15 protein-coding genes are annotated in these 17,923 nt (G+C 57.4%); 5 read left to right on the top strand and 10 right to left on the bottom strand.

Annotation, left to right across the window (positions count from 1 at the left end):
• Positions 1-15: 15 nt before the first annotated feature.
• The gene (gene rpmG, locus ACTJK5_RS06470; RefSeq protein ID WP_003496403.1) at positions 16-183 is read left to right on the top strand and encodes a 50S ribosomal protein L33; all 168 of its coding nucleotides are present in this window, start codon (positions 16-18) and stop codon (positions 181-183) included.
• 693 nt (positions 184-876) lie between these two features.
• On the opposite strand, the gene ACTJK5_RS06475 is transcribed toward rpmG, so the two are convergent.
• Positions 877-2,244 (bottom strand): PleD family two-component system response regulator, encoded by a 1,368-nt coding sequence (locus tag ACTJK5_RS06475; RefSeq protein WP_062598161.1) that lies wholly within the window; start codon positions 2,242-2,244, stop codon positions 877-879.
• Between the two features lie 18 nt (positions 2,245-2,262).
• Complete coding sequence (locus ACTJK5_RS06480; protein WP_062425520.1) at positions 2,263-2,634, bottom strand: response regulator; 372 nt, start codon at positions 2,632-2,634, stop codon at positions 2,263-2,265.
• A gap of 129 nt (positions 2,635-2,763) precedes the next feature.
• Here ACTJK5_RS06480 and ACTJK5_RS06485 point away from each other — a divergent pair, with 129 nt between their 5' ends.
• The 4 genes from ACTJK5_RS06485 (at position 2,764) to ACTJK5_RS06500 (ending at position 6,256) form a co-directional block, all read left to right on the top strand.
• Complete coding sequence (locus tag ACTJK5_RS06485; protein ID WP_062425521.1) at positions 2,764-3,072, top strand: DUF3572 domain-containing protein; 309 nt, start codon at positions 2,764-2,766, stop codon at positions 3,070-3,072.
• Between the two features lie 82 nt (positions 3,073-3,154).
• Positions 3,155-4,438: a DNA polymerase IV gene (locus ACTJK5_RS06490; protein WP_113260729.1), complete on the top strand. Its 1,284-nt coding sequence runs from the start codon at positions 3,155-3,157 to the stop codon at positions 4,436-4,438.
• A gap of 151 nt (positions 4,439-4,589) precedes the next feature.
• A complete protein-coding gene (locus tag ACTJK5_RS06495; protein WP_376782017.1) occupies positions 4,590-5,810 on the top strand; it encodes a L,D-transpeptidase family protein in 1,221 nt (406 codons plus the stop codon).
• A gap of 155 nt (positions 5,811-5,965) precedes the next feature.
• Entirely contained in the window at positions 5,966-6,256 is a 291-nt protein-coding gene (locus ACTJK5_RS06500; RefSeq protein WP_062437760.1) for a hypothetical protein, read from the top strand.
• A 140-nt stretch (positions 6,257-6,396) separates the two neighbouring features.
• Here the strand turns inward: ACTJK5_RS06500 and dnaE are convergent, their stop codons facing one another.
• The 8 genes from dnaE to ACTJK5_RS06540 all read right to left on the bottom strand — a co-directional run bounded on the left by dnaE (position 6,397) and on the right by ACTJK5_RS06540 (position 17,919).
• Entirely contained in the window at positions 6,397-9,894 is a 3,498-nt protein-coding gene (gene dnaE, locus ACTJK5_RS06505; RefSeq protein WP_335322647.1) for a DNA polymerase III subunit alpha, read from the bottom strand.
• A 463-nt stretch (positions 9,895-10,357) separates the two neighbouring features.
• Positions 10,358-11,041 (bottom strand): ABC transporter ATP-binding protein, encoded by a 684-nt coding sequence (locus ACTJK5_RS06510; RefSeq protein ID WP_062437763.1) that lies wholly within the window; start codon positions 11,039-11,041, stop codon positions 10,358-10,360.
• 15 nt (positions 11,042-11,056) lie between these two features.
• A complete protein-coding gene (locus ACTJK5_RS06515; RefSeq protein WP_062437764.1) occupies positions 11,057-12,364 on the bottom strand; it encodes a lipoprotein-releasing ABC transporter permease subunit in 1,308 nt (435 codons plus the stop codon).
• Positions 12,365-12,384: 20 nt separating this feature from the next.
• Positions 12,385-13,707, bottom strand: a complete 1,323-nt coding sequence (proS, locus tag ACTJK5_RS06520) for a proline--tRNA ligase (RefSeq protein ID WP_062437766.1) — start codon at positions 13,705-13,707, stop codon at positions 12,385-12,387.
• Positions 13,708-14,305: 598 nt separating this feature from the next.
• Positions 14,306-14,575 (bottom strand): DUF1467 family protein, encoded by a 270-nt coding sequence (locus ACTJK5_RS06525; RefSeq protein WP_111848044.1) that lies wholly within the window; start codon positions 14,573-14,575, stop codon positions 14,306-14,308.
• A 232-nt stretch (positions 14,576-14,807) separates the two neighbouring features.
• Positions 14,808-15,212 carry a methylmalonyl-CoA epimerase gene (gene mce, locus ACTJK5_RS06530; RefSeq protein ID WP_440612036.1) on the bottom strand — a complete coding sequence of 135 codons (405 nt, stop codon included), beginning with the start codon at positions 15,210-15,212 and terminating at the stop codon, positions 14,808-14,810.
• A gap of 103 nt (positions 15,213-15,315) precedes the next feature.
• Complete coding sequence (locus ACTJK5_RS06535; protein ID WP_062425529.1) at positions 15,316-16,983, bottom strand: ribonuclease J; 1,668 nt, start codon at positions 16,981-16,983, stop codon at positions 15,316-15,318.
• 195 nt (positions 16,984-17,178) lie between these two features.
• Positions 17,179-17,919: a biotin--[acetyl-CoA-carboxylase] ligase gene (locus ACTJK5_RS06540; RefSeq protein ID WP_440612567.1), complete on the bottom strand. Its 741-nt coding sequence runs from the start codon at positions 17,917-17,919 to the stop codon at positions 17,179-17,181.
• Positions 17,920-17,923: the final 4 nt, after the last annotated feature.

The following is a 17,923-nucleotide window of genomic DNA, read 5'->3' on the forward strand; positions in this document are numbered from 1 at the left end:
AAAGGCAGGACGACCATGGCGAAAGCTACAACAATCAAGATCAAGCTGCTGTCGACGGCCGACACAGGTACTTTCTACGTCACCACGAAGAACAGCCGTACATTCACGGACAAGATGACGAAGACCAAGTACGATCCGGTCGTTCGCAAGCACGTCGAATTCAAGGAAACCAAGATCAAGTAATCAACTTGATTTTGTCCTTAAAGAACGCGCCCTTGAGGCGCGTTTTTTTGTTTGGGCGGTCGTTTAAAGGATCGACCTAAAGCCTGTCGCGATCTTTCAGAATTGCTCCTTACGCTTCAGGTCCTTGTTTTGTGGCATGTCGTTATCGCAAAACTGCTGCACAGTTTTGCGTTGACCGTTCTTTAAGTGCGAACGGATTTTCAGGCGATCCTTGAATGCGAGACCTGGCCACGGCTATCGGACGCGCGTCAAGAGAAGCCGCGCAACGCAGACGGTCGAGTTGTACTACATGTAGCTTGAGAGATCGTGATGGCGTGGGGTCGGCCGGGATAACCACGATAGCACGAGGAACCATCAATTGGCATCGCCGGCCGACCGACCCCAAGACCCAGGAGATGCGGCGGACCTGAGCATCAAGGGGTATTTCGTGCACGGCTCCCTAAAAAAATGGAACCGCGCGGTCTGTTAAAGTCCTAGTGCCTTCTATCAACTGATATGTTGGCATAAAGTTATTTGTATGAACAAAGTTTCGCTCAAGACGCCTAAAAGTTCAACACTTTATTAAGGTGCAGCCATTCTTGCTGTGAAATATGGTTAAGTGTGCCATGCCGGGACAGAGACTCAAAGCTAGCTTAGCGGCAGCAACGCGCTACTGAAGAAGCCTCAAGGGTCGGTCAGTCTATGGAACTTTACTCAGGCTGCGGCAGCAACGACGCGGTTTCGGCCGCTTCTCTTCGCCTCATAGAGTGCCCGATCTGCCTGTCGCATCAACTGCTCTGGACTTTCGACGCCCGTTGCATTCGAAGCGATGCCGAGCGACGCGGTAATCTTCAAGGATTGCCCCGAGCGCAGCACAAAAGCGGTGTCCTCAATGATCGAGCGCAGGGACTCGGCCACCACCGAGGCAGCCTCAACCGAGGTGTCCGGCATCACCACCACGAACTCTTCACCGCCGTAACGGCAGGCGAGATCCGCACCGCGCACCGTGGAGCGCAACCGGGCGGCAAATTCCTGCAGCACTTCGTCGCCGGCCTCGTGGCCGTAGAGATCATTGACCTGCTTGAAGCGGTCGATATCCGTCATGCAGACGGACAGATGACGGCCTCTGAGGGCCGCACGGTTGAACAAGGTCTTTAGATGAAGATCGAGATAGCGGCGGTTGTTGAGGCCGGTGAGCCCATCGATAACCGCAAGCTCCATGGTCTGAGCCAGATTCTCGCGCAGCCTGTCATTGAAGCGCTTGCGCTTGATCTGGGAGAGCGTGCGCGCCACCAGCTCATTGGGATCGATCGGACGAATGATGTAATCATTGACGCCGAGATCCAGCGCCCGGACAACCATGGCATCATCGTTCTGCTCGGTGATGATCAGAAGCGGCAGGAAACGCGTTCTCTCGAGCGAGCGCAATTGCGAACAAAGCCTTAGAGGATCGCAATCATCGAAGTTGGAATTGATGATGACGAGGTCATAGGCGTTTTCCGCGGCCTCGAAAATGACGTTGGCAGGATCGCTCCAGGCGATCACCTCGCCAACCGGCTTCAACGCCTTGACGATACGCTCCTGCGAGCTGGCCCTGCCATCGACGAGTAGAACGCGACCAGGCTTTTCGATATGGCCGTCGACTCCGATCGATTCCTGGATGCCCATGGTTTCTGCGGTCATCATACGACCGCGTAGCTCGTCGCTCATGGTCTTGAGACGCGCAAGGCTCTTGACCCTCGAAATGAGTTGGAGGTCGTTCACGGGCTTTGTCAGAAAATCATCCGCGCCAGCCTTTAATCCGCGGACGCGATCGGCCGGCTGATCGAGCGCCGTGACCATGACGACGGGAATGTGGGCTGTCGCCGGGTTTGCCTTCAGGCGCTCGCAGACCTCGAAGCCATCCATTTCCGGCATCATGATATCGAGAAGAATGACATCGACCTGACCATCCGCGCAGATTGCCAGCGCATCACGGCCATTGTCCGCGCAAACGACGTCGAAGTATTCGGCCAGCAAACGGGCTTCCAGAAACTTCACATTGGCTACAATGTCATCGACGACCAGGATTCTAGCAGTCATTCGGTCGCCCCTATTACCTTAAGCATCGCCCAAATATGTCTTGATCGTCTCGATAAACTTCGGAACAGATATTGGCTTGGAAACATAAGCTTCGCAACCACCTTGGCGGATGCGCTCTTCGTCTCCCTTCATAGCAAAGGCTGTGACGGCAATCACGGGAATCACATGAAGTTCATCATCTTCCTTGAGCCATCGGGTAACTTCAAGTCCAGATACTTCAGGTAGTTGAATATCCATAAGAATAAGGTCGGGTCTATGCTTACGAGCAAGCTCAAGGGCTTCCATACCATTGCGTGTCTGTATGGTCGTGTAACCGGATGCCTCAATCAGATCACGAAAGAGCTTCATGTTCAGCTCATTGTCTTCAACTATCATGACCTGTTTGGGCATGGCGGCAGTCCTTGTTACGCTTTGAAACCGTCCGCCTGACATATAAGTTGCCGAAGAACCGATTCCATTATCCCCTGTTGAGGGAGGTTAAAGCGATTTGGTTGAAAAATAGGTAACTTCCGGCAAGAAATGCGGTGTGAGATGAAATACGGCAAACCAGTCGTCAAAGACCCCGAAGAAACCGTTGCCGCCATTCTCGGATGGTTGGCAAACGAACCGGATATTCTCGCCCGCTTTCTGGCACTCTCCGGACTACAGCCGAACATGCTACGCGCGGCCATACAGGACACCGGCTTTCTGGCAGGGCTTACGGATTTCATCATGAACCACGAGCCAGACCTCATGGCGTTTTGTGAAGCCTCCGGGTTCAAGCCGGAAGACGTGCAGGCTGCGTGGCATAAATATTCGGGCCCCGGCCTCGATTCCGGAGTCTACTAAGATGTATAGCATCAAGTCGTGCTCTTGAGCGACTTCTGATTTACCACTATGGTCACGGTCGTTCTCTTTTTGTTTCTTGGCCATGGCTGCAATGTCAAACGACCATCCCGGTTTCTGTCGTGACTGTCTGGCTGGCCAGCCGGAGGGAACAAAACGATGCCGTCGGTGCGGCAGCCCTCGCCTCCTCTACCATGATGAACTCTACGACCTCAGCATCGCCCATATCGACTGCGATGCCTTCTATGCCTCGGTGGAAAAACGCGACAATCCGGACCTCATCGACAAGCCGTTGATTATCGGTGGCGGCAAGCGTGGCGTCGTGTCCACGGCCTGCTACATTGCCCGTATCCATGGCGTTCGCTCCGCCATGCCGATGTTCAAGGCGCTCGAAGCCTGCCCGGACGCGGTGGTCATCAAGCCGAACATGGAGAAGTACAGCCAGGTCGGGCGCCAGGTTCGAACGATGATGCAGGATCTGACGCCACTGGTGCAGCCGATTTCGATCGATGAGGCCTTTCTTGATCTGTCCGGTACCGAGCGACTACACCACGATCCGCCGGCACGGGTGCTGGCGCAGTTTGCACGCCGGGTGGAGAAGGAAATCGGCATCACGGTTTCCGTCGGCCTCTCCTACTGTAAGTTTCTGGCAAAGGTCGCGTCCGACCTGCAAAAGCCGCGGGGCTTCTCTGTGATTGGTGAAAGAGAGGCCACCCGTTTTCTTGCGACGCGTCCTGTCACCACCATCTGGGGCGTCGGTAAGGCCTTTGCGGCTACGCTTGAGGCCGACGGCATCCGCATCATTTCCCAGTTGCAGGAGATGGAGGAAACGGACCTGATGCGCCGTTACGGAACGATGGGGCAGCGTCTCTATCGGCTTTCGCGCGGTATCGATGACCGTGAGGTTCACACCAATGATCCGGCAAAAAGTGTTTCTGCCGAAACGACCTTCTTCAACGACATCTCACGTTATGAAGATCTTGTGCCTGTCTTGCGCTCCCTGTCCGAGAAGGTCGCGTGGAGGCTGAAGAAGAACGCCACAGCCGGGCAGACAGTGGTGCTGAAGATGAAGACCGCAGACTTCAAGTCCCGCACGCGTAACAAGAGGCTGGAAGATCCGACCCAGCTGGCAGACCGAATTTTTCGGACAGGCCTTTCGCTTCTGGAAAGAGAAACGGACGGGACGAAATTTCGCCTGATCGGCATTGGCGTGACCGATCTGTGCGATCCGGCCCAGGCGGATCCTCCCGATCTTGTGGACAAAACGGCTGGCAGAAGGGCCGCAGCGGAAGCGGCGATGGACAGGCTGAGAGAAAAGTTCGGCAAGGGCACGGTGGAAACCGGCTTCACATTCGGCGCGAAAAAATGAGTGATCACACGGCTTCGTGACCGCATTTAAAAGCTTCCTTAAATAGCCAAGCCTATGCTCGGCCTTCTGACTGGCGCGGTTTCAAGCGCGCCGTAAGTCTCCCTTGCCGCTGCCTCCTTGGCGGCATGTTGTGTATCGCGTTGGAGCAAACATGATGTTGCGTAGCTTTGTGGGAGCCTGTCTCCTTTCCACCTCCGTTCTCGTGCAAGCGGCAATCGCCGGTGATGCGCGCAGTCTGCAGGTCGTCGTCTCGAAGAACGACCAGTCGCTGTCCCTTTATGAAGATGGAGAGGTCGTCGCCACATCGCGCGTTTCCACAGGCAAGTCCGGCCACGAGACGCCGAGCGGCATCTTCTCGATTCTGGATAAGCGCAAATATCACGAGTCGAATATCTATTCTGCGGCCCCCATGCCGTTCATGCAGCGGCTGACCTGGTCCGGCATCGCTCTGCATGAGGGAAATGTCCCGAATTATCCGGCCTCGCATGGCTGCATTCGCCTGCCCGCAAAATTCGCAAAGTCGCTTTACGGCATGACGAGCCGCGGCGTTCACGTGATCATTTCGAGCGCGGATGTCTCTCTGCAGCGCATCGACCACCCCACCCTTCTTCAACCCAAGGCAGCTGACGAAGGCCGCCTGCTTTCCGACATCGAGATGCGGCCCGCCACCTTCGATGCATCGCTGAAGCTGGTGGAAGTCGCAGTCAATGAGAAGACCAGCTCCGTTCCCGCCAAGGTCGCGTCCAAGGTGACAGGTGCGCCATTGCGGATCCTGATTACCCGGCGTGGCGAAAGGGAGAAGATCATGGATGTTCAGCGTCTGTTGACCAGCATCGGCTTCGACGCGGGTGTGGCCGATGGCTATTCGGGTCAGATGACGATCAATGCCGTCAACGGCTACAAGCGCTGGAAGGGCATCAAGACCACCGGCCCGCTCGTCACCGACGAGTTCCTCAACGCGCTTTATGCATCCACCGGCGCCGACGCACCGCCCAATGGGCAACTCATGGTGCGACAGAATTTCAAACCGCTCTTCGAGGCACCGATCCATATCAAAGACCCGCAGGTGGCGCTCGGTACGCATTTCTTCGAAGTCATCGACGTTGAAGGCGACAGGGCAGAGTGGAACGGACTGACACTGGAAAACCACATTCCAATTGCTGCACGAAAGCGTCTCGGGATCGACGTTGCGGATGCCCCAGGCGGTTATGATCAGTTGCGCGAAGTGCTTGATCGTATCGACATTCCGGCAGACGTCCGTGAACGACTTGAGGAGCAGCTTGCTGTCGGAAGCTCGATCACCGTTTCCGATCTCAGCCACGGCTTGGAAACCGGTCAAGGCACTGACTTCGTCACCATCACGCGCGACTGAGGCTTCGATACAGAAAGCAGTGGTGGTATCTGGGCATCGTGCCTCTCGAGGATCGGTGCCGACCTCGGGCCGATGATACAGACGCGGCCGCGCAAGGAACCACTGCGCTGCGGTAACGTTTAAAGGCTCATCAAGCTTGTTTGGGGAGCCTGCCTATGAACGTGAAATATCTTGGCGCCGCTGTCGTTGCGCTTGCCTGTGTGTCTGCTGCTGAAGCACCGAAAAACTACAGCGTCTATGGCGGCCCGGCCGTCGATAGCGACCCCGTCATTTTGAACGTGTTCGATCACGCGCTTGCGCGGTGCAACGTCGAGGCGAGCGTGCCACCACGGGGCACGACATTCACCAATTCCTATTATCATAATGCGGCACTGCGCGCCTGCCTGTCGCGTCACGGCTTCATCGATAACGGTGCTTACGCCTACCCGGCAAACAGCCTGTTCTAAAGCTTCGCGATCTTTCAGATTCGCGCCTTACGCCTGAGCTCTTCGCTTTATCGTACGTCGTTCTCGCAAAGCCGCTGCCTAGGGCTTATTCAACATACAATAATCGCGGTGCGGGTGAACCACGTTCACCCGCCCACCAATCAAACAAGTTCGACGTCAACAACGCCGGGAGCGGAGCGAAGCGCGGCTGCGATCTCTGGTGAGATGCGGTATTTCTCCGTCAGTTCTACTTCGATCTCGCGCTGCCCATCATCTTTGATAACGACGAAATACACCGAGCCGTCGCCCTTGGCATTCAGATGTCGCGCAACAGTTTTCAGAGGACCGGAATCGCGGACATAGACGCGGAGCGCCTTCTGCATCTGTACGGATTTCTCTTCGAGCGACTGGGCTGTCTGGATGCGCAGACCGATCCCCTCAGGCCGCTCTTCCGCCTGGACCGTAATGACCAGCGACTTGCCGACTTCGAGCAGGTCGCGATATTGCCCGAGCCCTTCTGAAAAAAGAACGGCCTCATACTGGCCCGACGCGTCCGAAAAGGTCACGATACCCATCTTGTTACCGGTGCGGGTCTTGCGCTCCTGCTTGCCGGTCACCGTGCCGGCCAGGCGTCCGACAGTTGCCCCCTGCTTCACCGCCGCGGAGAAATCGGCAAAGCTTTGCACGCGAAGCTTGTCGAGTACGGCGCGATAGGTGTCGAGCGGATGAGCCGTGAGATAGAAGCCAAGCACTTGATACTCGCGCAGTAGCTTTTCCGAGGCGAGCCAAGGCTGATAGGCAGGCAGAACAAGCTTTTCCGGCCCAGTCGCGGCACCTGAGCCGAACATGTCGTGCTGGCCGGTCACGCGGCTTTCCTGCGCACGCTGGGAATATCCGATGATACGATCGAGGCCGCCGATCAGCTCGGAACGGTCCCTGCCGAAGCTATCGAACGCACCGGCATTGATAAGGCTTTCCAGAACGCGGCGGTTGACCTGCTTCGGATCGATCCGCTGGCAGAAATCCTCAAGGCTGGCGAAAGGTTTGTCGCCGCGCACCTCAACGATGTGATCGACCGCACCTTCACCGACGCCCTTCAAGGCAGCCAGCGAATAATAGATGCGGTTCTCACCGGTTTCGAAACGCCGGAAGGATGTCTGTACCGAAGGCGCGACAATCTCGATCCCCATACGCGCCGCATCCTGGCGGAAGTCGTTGACCTTTTCGGTGTTCGCCATATCGAGCGTCATCGACGCAGCGAGGAATTCCACCGGGTAATGCGCCTTCATATAGGCCGTCTGGTAGGAGACGATCGCATAGGCCGCGGCATGAGACTTGTTGAAGCCGTAATTGGCGAACTTGGCCAGAAGATCGAAGATCGTGTCGGACTGGGCCTTGGACACGTTGTTGCGGATCGCGCCTTCAACGAAGCGCTCGCGCTGCTTGTCCATTTCCTCCTTGATCTTCTTGCCCATGGCGCGGCGCAGAAGATCGGCTTCGCCGAGCGAATAGCCGGACAGAACCTGGGCGATCTGCATCACCTGTTCCTGATAAACGATAACGCCCTGCGTCTCCTTCAGGAGGTGGTCGATCGTCGGATGGATCGACTCGATTTCCTCTTCGCCATGCTTGCGGGCATTGTAGACCGGGATGTTCTCCATAGGGCCCGGACGGTAGAGCGCCACCAGCGCGATAATGTCCTCGATGCAGTCTGGACGCATGCCGATCAGCGCCTTGCGCATGCCGGCACTTTCCACCTGGAAGACGCCGATGGTCTCGCCACGCGATAGCATCTCATACGTCTTTTGATCGTCCAGCGGAATGGCGGCAAGATCGACATGGATGCCGCGCTTGGCAACGAAGTCGACCGCGACCTTTAGTACCGTCAAGGTTTTGAGGCCGAGGAAGTCGAACTTGACCAGACCGGCGCTTTCAACCCATTTCATGTTGAATTGGGTGACCGGCATGTCGGAGCGCGGATCGCGGTACATCGGCACGAGCTTCGACAGCGGGCGGTCGCCGATGACGATACCGGCGGCGTGTGTCGAGGCGTGGCGATAAAGACCTTCGATCTTCTGGGCAATATCCAGGAGCCGAGCGACGACCGGTTCCTTGTCCGCCTCTTCCTGAAGACGTGGCTCTTCTTCGATGGCCTTGGAGAGCGGGGTGGGGTTGGCCGGATTGTTCGGCACCAGCTTACAGATGCGGTCCACCTGGCCATAGGGCATTTCCAGCACGCGGCCCACGTCACGCAAGGCAGCGCGCGCCTGCAGCGAACCAAAGGTGATGATCTGAGCCACCTGTTCGCGGCCATACTTGCGCTGGACGTAACGGATCACCTCTTCACGACGATCCTGGCAGAAGTCGATATCGAAGTCGGGCATCGACACGCGTTCCGGGTTGAGGAAGCGTTCGAAGAGCAGCGAGAAGCGTAGCGGATCGACATCGGTAATCGTCAGCGCGTAGGCGACCAGCGATCCCGCACCCGAACCACGACCAGGGCCGACCGGAATATCATGCTGCTTTGCCCATTTGATGAAGTCGGCAACGATCAGGAAGTAGCCGGGAAACTTCATGCGCTCGATGACGCTAAGTTCGAAATCCAGACGATCCCGATACTCCTGCTCGGTGTAGCCCGGGGCCATACCGAGAGCGGCAAGGCGCATATCCAGACCTTCGACAGCCTGGCGTCGCAACTCCAGCGACTCGGCGCGTTCTGCCTCTTCCGGGTCGTCACTCGCACCGGTAAAGCGCGGCAGAATGGGGCCCCGCTTTTTCAGGACGTAGGAGCAGCGCTGGGCGATCTCCACGGTATTTTCGATCGCCTCGGGAATGTCCTTGAAGAGCGCCACCATCTCGTCGCGGCTTTTCAGATAATGGTCAGGCGTCAGACGGAAGCGGCTGTCATCCGAAACCATGGCGTTGTGCGCCACCGCCATCAGAGCGTCGTGCGCCTCATAATCTGACCTGGATGGAAAGAAGGCTTCATTGGTTGCGACGAGTGGAATGTCGTGCTCATAAGCAAGCGCAATCATGCGGCGTTCATGGGCACGGTCAAAATTGCCCTGGCGCTGCAACTCGATATAGAGCCGATCCCCAAATATGTCCTTCAGCGCAAGAAGTCGGCTCTTTGCCTGAGCCGCATGTCCTTCTCTCAGTGCCATATCGACGGGGCCGCCGGACGCGCCGGTCAATGCGATCAATCCAGCATTGCTGGCCTCTTCCAGCCAGGACTTGGCAATGTTGACGGCGTGACCACTGCCCTCGCCATCGAGATAGGCGCGGCTGATCAGATCGACCAGGCGCTCATAGCCTTCTGGATCTGCGGCAAGCAGAACGATGGAAGGAAGCTTGGAGAGATTGTTGCCGCCTCGCCTGTCCTCGACGGCATCTTGCATGTCGATCGAAAGCTGGCAACCGATGATCGGCTGCAGCCCCTCTTCTCGCGCTTTCTCCGAGAATTCCAGCGCAACGAAAAGATTGTTGGTGTCAGTGATGGCGATGGCAGGCTGGGAATCGCCGACAGCCTTCGCCATGATCTTCTTAAGAGGAAGCGCCCCCTCAAGCAGGGAATAGGCGGAATGTACGCGCAGGTGCACATAGCCGGGAGATTTCAAGAGCATGCCCGAGTGGTTTTGCTCCGTACGATGATCGCCCATTGTGCTGCATTCCCGTCATTCTGAATCGGGCTGATTTTGATCCCTTCGAGCAGCAAAGTCCACCGGCAAAGGATGCCTGTGCACCGCTATCGCCGGGAAGACCGAAGGGTCTCAAGTCACATGGATGTGAGGATTACAGAGAAGCTCGCAACAAAGAGAGCGATGGAGGCAAAGGCGGCAAGGTCACGGATAAAATCGGTCATTTGTCTCTCCTTACTTGTTATGTTCCAACTTTGTTCTCATTTTGTTTCCGTGTCAACAGCTTTTTTGGGCTGGCATATTGCCAACGTGACGCGACTCAATCCGGTTCCTTAGTTCAGCCTCAAGCGAATCAACGCATAAACAAAACCCCGCCTGGCGGGCCAGACGGGGTTGATGGGATAAGGGTACTTAAAGCGCCGTGCGTTCTATTGGACGCACAAGGGACCCTTTACATTTTTGGATCAACGCGTTGTGCGATCAATCAGAACTCGACGATCTTGCCTTCGGACAGCGTCACGCGACGGTCCATGCGTGCTGCCAGATCGTGATTATGGGTCGCGATGAGGGCAGCAAGGCCCGACTGGCGCACCAGCGCTTCCAAGGCATCGAAAACATAGGATGCGGTTTCGGGGTCGAGATTGCCGGTCGGTTCGTCTGCCAGAAGCAGAAGCGGTGCATTGGCAACGGCTCTTGCAATCGCCACGCGCTGCTGCTCACCGCCGGACAGTTCCGCCGGACGATGATCGCCTCTGTGGCCAATGCGCATATAATCCAGCAACGCCTTGGCCCGCACCTGTGCTTCCTTTGGCGCGAGACCAGCGATCATCTGTGGCATCATGATATTCTCAAGTGCCGAGAACTCCGGAAGCAGATGGTGAAACTGGTAGACGAAGCCGATATCGCTGCGGCGAATGGAGGTTCGCTCCTCATCGGAAAGCGTACCGCAGGGCTTGCCACTGATGAACACCTCGCCCGCGTCCGGATGCTCCAGCAGTCCCGCCAGATGCAGCAGTGTCGACTTGCCCGTGCCGGATGGCGCGACAAGCGCGACGATCTCGCCGCTTCTCAATTCGAAATTCGCGTCTTTCAGAATGGAAAGGCTCGTTTCGCCCTGACCATAGGTCCGTTCCACGCCGGTAAGCTGTAGAGCCATTTTCTTTGCCATGGTGTGAAGCGGGTCCTATTCGTATCTCAGGGCCTGGACGGGGTCGAGCTTCGACGCACGCCAGGCGGGGAAGATCGTTGCCAGGAAGGACAGGGTCAGTGCCATGACGATGACGGTGATCGTTTCGCTCAAATCCATCTCCGCCGGCAGCTGGCTCAGGAAATAGAGCTGCGGATCGAAGAGCACGGTTCCGGTAATCCAGGAGAAGAACTGGCGGATCGATTCCACATTCAGACAGACGAGAACGCCAAGTGCCACGCCCGCAAATGTGCCGACGATGCCGATCGCAGCCCCGGTCATGAAGAAGATGCGCATGACAGCGCCGGAGGTTGCACCCATGGTGCGCAGAATGGCGATGTCGCTACCCTTGTCCTTCACCAGCATGATGAGGCCGGAAATGATGTTGAGCGCGGCGACCAGAACGATCAGCGTCAGGATCATGAACATGACGTTGCGCTCCACCTGAAGCGCGGAGAAGAAGGTCTGGTTGCGCTGTCTCCAGTCGGTGATATAGACCTGCCGCCCTGCCGCGGTTTCCACCAGCGGACGAATGCTATCGACATCGTCAGGATGGCTGACGAAGAGCTCGATGGATTGGACGATGCCCTCGGAATTGAAATAGAGCTGCGCTTCGGTAAGCGGCATGTAGATCATCGACGCGTCATATTCAGACATGCCAATCTCGAAGACACCGGAGATCGGGTAGGACTTCACCCGCGGATTGACGCCCATGGGCGTCACGTCACCCTCCGGTGAAATGAGGGTGATCTGATCTCCCACCGTCACGCCGAGCTGTGCTGCGAGCCTTGAGCCGACCAGAACACCCTGCCCCGACATGAAGCCGACAAGATCGCCGGCTTTGACGTTGCTGGATATCTCCTTGATCTTTTCGAGATCTTCAGGACGCACGCCACGCACGAGAGCACCGCTGCCTGCGCCGTTGCGTCCGGAGGCGAGCGTCTGGCCTTCCACGAGCGGTAAGGCCATCGTCACGCCGGGAATAGCGCCAAACTTCTTCGCCAGTTCATCGTAATTGTTGAAGGGCTGATCGATCGGCTGAACGATCATATGACCGTTGATGCCGAGAATTCGGGAAATCAGTTCGGTGCGGAAACCGTTCATCACCGCCATGACGATGATGAGCGTCGCCACACCCAGCATGATGCCGACGAACGAGAAGCCTGCGATGACCGATATGAAGGCTTCCTTGCGGCGCGACCGCAGGTAGCGCCAAGCCACCATGCGTTCGAAAGCCGAAAACGGCCGTGCCGCCCCATCCTTCACGGATGCAACTGCACCGTTGTCAGCCTCGGCTTTTGCCATGTCCACTCCTTGTCGGCTTTTCAGCCGAGAACCCTGTTCATTGCCGCTTCGACCGTGACGTTCTCACGTGCGCCCGTCTTGCGGTCCTTCACCTCGACTTCACCGGCAGCAATGCTGCGCGGTCCGACGATGATCTGCATAGGCACGCCGATGAGATCGGCCGTCGCGAACTTCTGACCTGCGCGGTCATCGGTATCGTCGTAGAGAACATCCTTGCCGGCGTTGGACAGCGAGTAATAAAGCTTCTCGCATGCCGCGTCGCAGGCAGCATCGCCAGCCTTCATGTTGATGATGACGACATCGAAAGGAGCAACCGACGCCGGCCAGATGATTCCGTTCTCGTCATGCGAGGCTTCAATGATGGCGGGAACAAGGCGTGTCGGACCAATGCCATAGGATCCCATGTGGACGGGATGTTCCTTGCCATCGGGACCCTGAACCTTTGCACCCATCGGCTCGGAATACTTCGTGCCGAAATAGAAGATGTGACCGACTTCGATACCGCGCGCGGAAAGACGGTCACCCTCGGGAATCGCGTTGAAGGCAGCCTCGTCGTGCATTTCAGACGTCGCGGCGTAGTCCGCGGTCCATGTATCGAAAATGCCCTGCAGACCGGCAACGTCGTCGAAATTGGTGTCGTCGCCGGGAATGCCCTGCTCCAGGAAGCTCTTGTGGCAGAAGACTTCCGATTCACCCGTATCGGCCAGAATGATGAATTCGTGGCTGTGATTGCCACCGATCGGTCCAGTATCGGCGCGCATCGGAATGGCGCGCAGGCCAAGACGAGAGAAGGTACGCAGGTAGGCAGCGAACATCTTGTTATAGGAATGGATCGCAGCTTCCTTCGTCAGGTCGAAGGAATAGGCATCCTTCATCAGGAACTCGCGCGAGCGCATCGTGCCGAAACGCGGACGCACTTCGTCGCGGAACTTCAGCTGGATATGATAGAGGTTCAGCGGCAGGTTCTTGTAGGACTTCACGTAGGAGCGGAAGATGTCAGTGATCATCTCCTCGTTCGTCGGGCCGTAGAGCATCTGACGGTCCTGGCGGTCTTTGATGCGCAGCATCTCCTTGCCATAATCGTCATAACGGCCGCTTTCCTGCCAAAGCTCCGCCGATTGCAGCGTCGGCATCAGAAGCTCGATCGCGCCGGAACGGTCCTGCTCTTCCCGGATGATGCGGTTCACCTTGTCCATCACGCGCTTGCCGAGCGGCAGCCAGGAGTAGATGCCCTGGCTCTGCTGACGGATCATGCCCGCACGCAGCATGAGGCGGTGAGAGACGATTTCAGCTTCCTTGGGATTTTCCTTCAGGATGGGCAAAAAATAACGGCTGAGACGCATGACTATGTCCTGAGTGCGACGACTCGCCATCTACCGGGAATCGCCAGAATTAAAGGATATTTGCGCCGTACATAACCGTTTCTCCTGCAGAAGGAAACCCGCACGATGGGCGTCCCAAAAACGCCATTCACATCCGCGTGAGAACAGGACGTTCGCTCCTGAACGGTTTCAGGAGAAATAATTTTGCGGGGCACCTGCGACATAATGTTCATGAGGAAATTTTTTGCTGACTGTAACAAAAATGCAAAAAACGTGGTGACAAAGTGGAATCTTTGGGCTAGTTTTAGCCCACAAAAGAGGCAGGGAGTTTAAATTTCTGCCGTCTTCGCGGTCAGTCTTGGGAGGATGAGATCTTAGGCGCGCTTGTTCGCAGCCCCGGAAACGGAAACAGATCACGCGAAACTGAAAAACAAGGCTTAATCGCCTTGTTTTTTTTTGCCCTGAAATCGGTTTTCTTTCAGTGGGTTGGCGGAAGACAGCGTATCCATCCGCGTCCCGCTTGTGGCCGACAAGCGAATCACCGTCTATCCAAATGCAACATTCTTATGACGGAAAATGACTCCACGGCGCGTGGGCGCGGCCCGTCCGCCTGCTCAACTCAGTCATAAACCGGGATAATACGGGGCAGATCATCGAGGCTGACACCGAAGTACCAGGTGGCACCGTACCAGATCGCGCAGAGCAATATCGAGATCAGCGTGGTGGCGATCAGGATTTTCGCACCCTGAAAACGCGTTGGCGCGCTCGCCACGGTTCCGAGCGCCACGTCGCCGTCGTCCATTTGCGTTCTGAGCCCAATCGGCAGCACGACAAACAGAACCGTCCACCAGACGATGAAAAAAACGGCAACAACCGACAGCCACTGCATGTAGAACCTCCCCGAGCAGAACCCGCAACTCCTGTCTCATTCAGGGCTTGGAGAAGCGCGAAAGAAAAAGACCGAGCAGCGGGCAAACGATTCCTACAGCATCGGCTCGAAAATCGGAATCGATTTTCGGAAGGCACGATGCTTAGATCAACGCAGATGGCATACTTTGTGCGTCCAATGAGACGCATGGTGCTCTAAGCAAAGACGCGCGCCTTAGAAACACGACCCGCGATCAAATCTCTTCCAACTCCACCAGCGTGCCGCAGAAATCTTTCGGATGGAGGAAAAGCACCGGCTTTCCATGGGCGCCGATCTTCGGCTCTCCATCGCCAAGTATGCGTGCGCCGGCGGCTTTCAAACTGTCGCGAGCAGAGATGATGTCCTCCACCTCGTAACAGATATGATGCATGCCGCCGGACGGATTATTTTCGAGAAAGGCCGCGATCGGGGAATTGCCATCCAGCGGCTCAAGCAGTTCGACCTTGCTGTTTGGCAGGTTGACGAACACCACCCTCACCCCGTGGTCCGGCAGGGTCTGCACTTGCGAGACCGCAGCACCGAGCACATCGCGATAGGTGGCAGTCGCTGCCGCAAGGTCGGGCACAGCAATGGCGATATGATTGATCCGTCTAAGCATGGTCATCCTCCCAATTTCTCAGCCGAAGACAGCGACGTATCGCGCAGGACGAAGCGTCTTCGGTACTGCACCTATGCTGATACGTGCAGTACCGAACCTATCGTCAAATCTTCGTCACGAATACCGTGACGATCGGCTTTTTGCCCCAGGTCTGGTTGGCGGCAGCACGAACGGCGCGGCGGACCGCTTCGCGCAGCAGGTCAAGATCCTTGCGGCGCGCGCGCGGGATGCTTTCAATGGCGCCGAGAACGGCGTCATAGAGCGTGTCCTCCATTGCCTCGCCCTCGTCGTCGAATTCCGGCAGACCGAAGGGTACGACATCCGGATCGCCGTGGAAGTCGTAACGGCTGTCCAGCACGACATTGACCGAGACGTGACCAGCAAAGGAGAGCTTGCGGCGGTCACCGATGCCCATTTCTTCGAAATCGCCAACCAGACGGCCATCCTTGAAGACGCGGCCGTGCGGGGCATCGTCGATGACTTCGGCAGGGCCAGGCGCCAGACGCAGGACGTTGCCGTTGCGGACCTTGGGGACCTGCTTGATCCCGGCCTGCTCGGCCAGTTCCTTCTGCGCCACGAGATGCGCTGCTTCGCCATGCACGGGCACGAGGATTTGCGGCTTGGTCCACTCATACATGCGCAGCAGCTCGTTGCGGCGTGGGTGGCCGGAAACGTGCACCAGGGCTTCATTGTCGGTGATGATGTGGATGCCCTGCTCGATCAGGCCGTTCTTGATATCGAGAATGGCCTTTTCGTTGCCTGGAATGGCGCGCGAGGAAAAGACCACCGTGTCGCCCTTGGCGAGCGCCACATTACGCATCTCATCGCGCGACAGTTTCGCAAGTGCCGCACGCGGCTCTCCCTGCGAGCCGGTGAGAATGACCACCACCTTGTCGCGGGGAATGTAGCCATACTCATCTTCGGCCAGGAATGGCTTGATGCCTTCCATGATGCCGAGATCCTGCGAGACGTTGACGACACGCTTCAGCGACGAGCCGAGCAGCAGCACTTCGCGACCCGCGCGCTCCGCAGCTTGGGCGATGGAGCGGATACGGCCGACATTGGACGAGAAGGTGGTGATCGCCACACGCCCTTCGGCATTTTCGATGATCTGGCGCAGCCCCTCGGAAACCTGTTCCTCCGACGGAGATACACCATCGCGCACGGCGTTGGTGCTGTCGCACAGAAGCGCCAGAACGCCTTCCTCGCCAACGGCGCGGAAGCGTGCCTCATCTGTCAGCGGCCCCAGGGACGGCGCGTCATCGATCTTCCAGTCGCCTGTGTGGACGACATTGCCAAGCGGCGTGCGGATGACAAGCGACATGGGTTCAGGGATCGAGTGGTTGACGCCGATGGCCTCGATCTCGAACGGGCCGAGATTGATGCGATCGCCCGCCTTGAATGGCGAAATCGGGATCTCGGCGCGCGTGCCCTCATAGTTGCGCTTGGCTTCCAGCATGCCAGCAGTGAAGCCGGACGCATAGACCGGCACATTGAGGCCAGGCCAAAGATCGTTCAGCGCGCCGTAATGGTCCTCATGGGCATGGGTGATGATGATACCCTTGAGGTTCTGGCGCTGGGCTTCGATGAAACGAATATCGGGCAGAACGAGATCGACGCCGGGCAGATCGAGGCCCGCGAAGGTGACGCCGCAATCCACCATGATCCATTGCCGCTTGGCGGCAGGACCATAACCATAGAGCGCAAGGTTCATACCGATTTCGCCGACGCCACCAAGCGGCAGGAAGACCAGTTCATCTTGTTGAGACATGTCATTATCCAATCTGCAACGGGCAATGGCCGCGCGCTTGCGCCACGCTCCACCATTGCCTTCAACCGCGCCGGACTTGATGAAACGCCGAGATGCCGGGCCGACGCGGACCGGATGGACGCCCTGATTCTACGAGCAGCAGGGATGCTCCAAACTCAAAAGCCGAGGCCGCGCAGGTCGATCGCGCGAGAGGCTTCAGCCGAAGAAAACGTCGCCGGCGGCGATCGCCTGTCTCGGGCCGTCATCCTCATCCAGCAACAGAAAACCGTGATCGTCTATCCCGGCAAAGCGTCCGCCGATGGAGCGATCTGGAAAGTTCACGGTGATATGCTCACCAATACCGCAGGCGGCTGCACGCCAGTCCCTCATGACATCGCTCACGCCCCTGCCCTCGTTCCAGACCGAGAGAACCTCGGCTGTCTCGCGATAAAGATGAGCAAAGAGTTCGTCCGGTCCGCAGGACGCGCCATGCTCCGACAGCATGGTGACGGGATAGAGCGGATTGTCAGGCTTGTGGGCGATGTTGATGCCGATGCCGATGACGATCGCGCGGCGCCCATCGGCAAGTTGCTCCGCTTCCATTAGAATGCCGCAGGTCTTCATTCTGCCGATGAGAATATCATTAGGCCACTTGATTTCCAGTGGCGCACCACCGAAGGGCAGCACGGCGCGGATTGCGCGGTAGACGGCAAGCGCAAATGCAAGAGGTAAGGAACCAAGACGGTCCGCCGGTGCGGGATCAATCAGAAGAAGAGAGGCGTAAAGATTGCCGGGCTCGGAGACCCATGGCCTGCCTCGGCGGCCCTTGCCACCGGTCTGACGGACTGCGGTCATCCAGAGATTGCCGCTATCGCCGGAACGCGCCCGGGCGAGGCATTCGACATTGGTGGAGGATGTCTCCACCAATGCCTCGTGCCGGAAGTCATCCAGAGACATCCGG

The sequence above is a fragment of the Agrobacterium sp. 22094 genome (assembly GCF_052046015.1).
GTDB lineage: Bacteria > Pseudomonadota > Alphaproteobacteria > Rhizobiales > Rhizobiaceae > Agrobacterium > Agrobacterium cavarae.

Coding starts and splice junctions, on each gene's coding strand:
- ACTJK5_RS06510 (WP_062437763.1), bottom strand. CDS start 11,041: ATGGCAAAGAAAATGGCTCTACAGCTTACCGGCGTGGAACGGACCTAT.
- ACTJK5_RS06485 (WP_062425521.1), top strand. CDS start 2,764: ATGCGGTGTGAGATGAAATACGGCAAACCAGTCGTCAAAGACCCCGAA.
- ACTJK5_RS06480 (WP_062425520.1), bottom strand. CDS start 2,634: ATGCCCAAACAGGTCATGATAGTTGAAGACAATGAGCTGAACATGAAG.
- dnaE (WP_335322647.1), bottom strand. CDS start 9,894: ATGGGCGATCATCGTACGGAGCAAAACCACTCGGGCATGCTCTTGAAA.
- proS (WP_062437766.1), bottom strand. CDS start 13,707: ATGCGTCTCAGCCGTTATTTTTTGCCCATCCTGAAGGAAAATCCCAAG.
- ACTJK5_RS06495 (WP_376782017.1), top strand. CDS start 4,590: ATGATGTTGCGTAGCTTTGTGGGAGCCTGTCTCCTTTCCACCTCCGTT.
- ACTJK5_RS06500 (WP_062437760.1), top strand. CDS start 5,966: ATGAACGTGAAATATCTTGGCGCCGCTGTCGTTGCGCTTGCCTGTGTG.
- ACTJK5_RS06535 (WP_062425529.1), bottom strand. CDS start 16,983: ATGTCTCAACAAGATGAACTGGTCTTCCTGCCGCTTGGTGGCGTCGGC.
- ACTJK5_RS06540 (WP_440612567.1), bottom strand. CDS start 17,919: ATGTCTCTGGATGACTTCCGGCACGAGGCATTGGTGGAGACATCCTCC.
- ACTJK5_RS06515 (WP_062437764.1), bottom strand. CDS start 12,364: ATGGCAAAAGCCGAGGCTGACAACGGTGCAGTTGCATCCGTGAAGGAT.
- ACTJK5_RS06525 (WP_111848044.1), bottom strand. CDS start 14,575: ATGCAGTGGCTGTCGGTTGTTGCCGTTTTTTTCATCGTCTGGTGGACG.
- ACTJK5_RS06475 (WP_062598161.1), bottom strand. CDS start 2,244: ATGACTGCTAGAATCCTGGTCGTCGATGACATTGTAGCCAATGTGAAG.
- mce (WP_440612036.1), bottom strand. CDS start 15,212: ATGCTTAGACGGATCAATCATATCGCCATTGCTGTGCCCGACCTTGCG.
- rpmG (WP_003496403.1), top strand. CDS start 16: ATGGCGAAAGCTACAACAATCAAGATCAAGCTGCTGTCGACGGCCGAC.
- ACTJK5_RS06490 (WP_113260729.1), top strand. CDS start 3,155: ATGGCTGCAATGTCAAACGACCATCCCGGTTTCTGTCGTGACTGTCTG.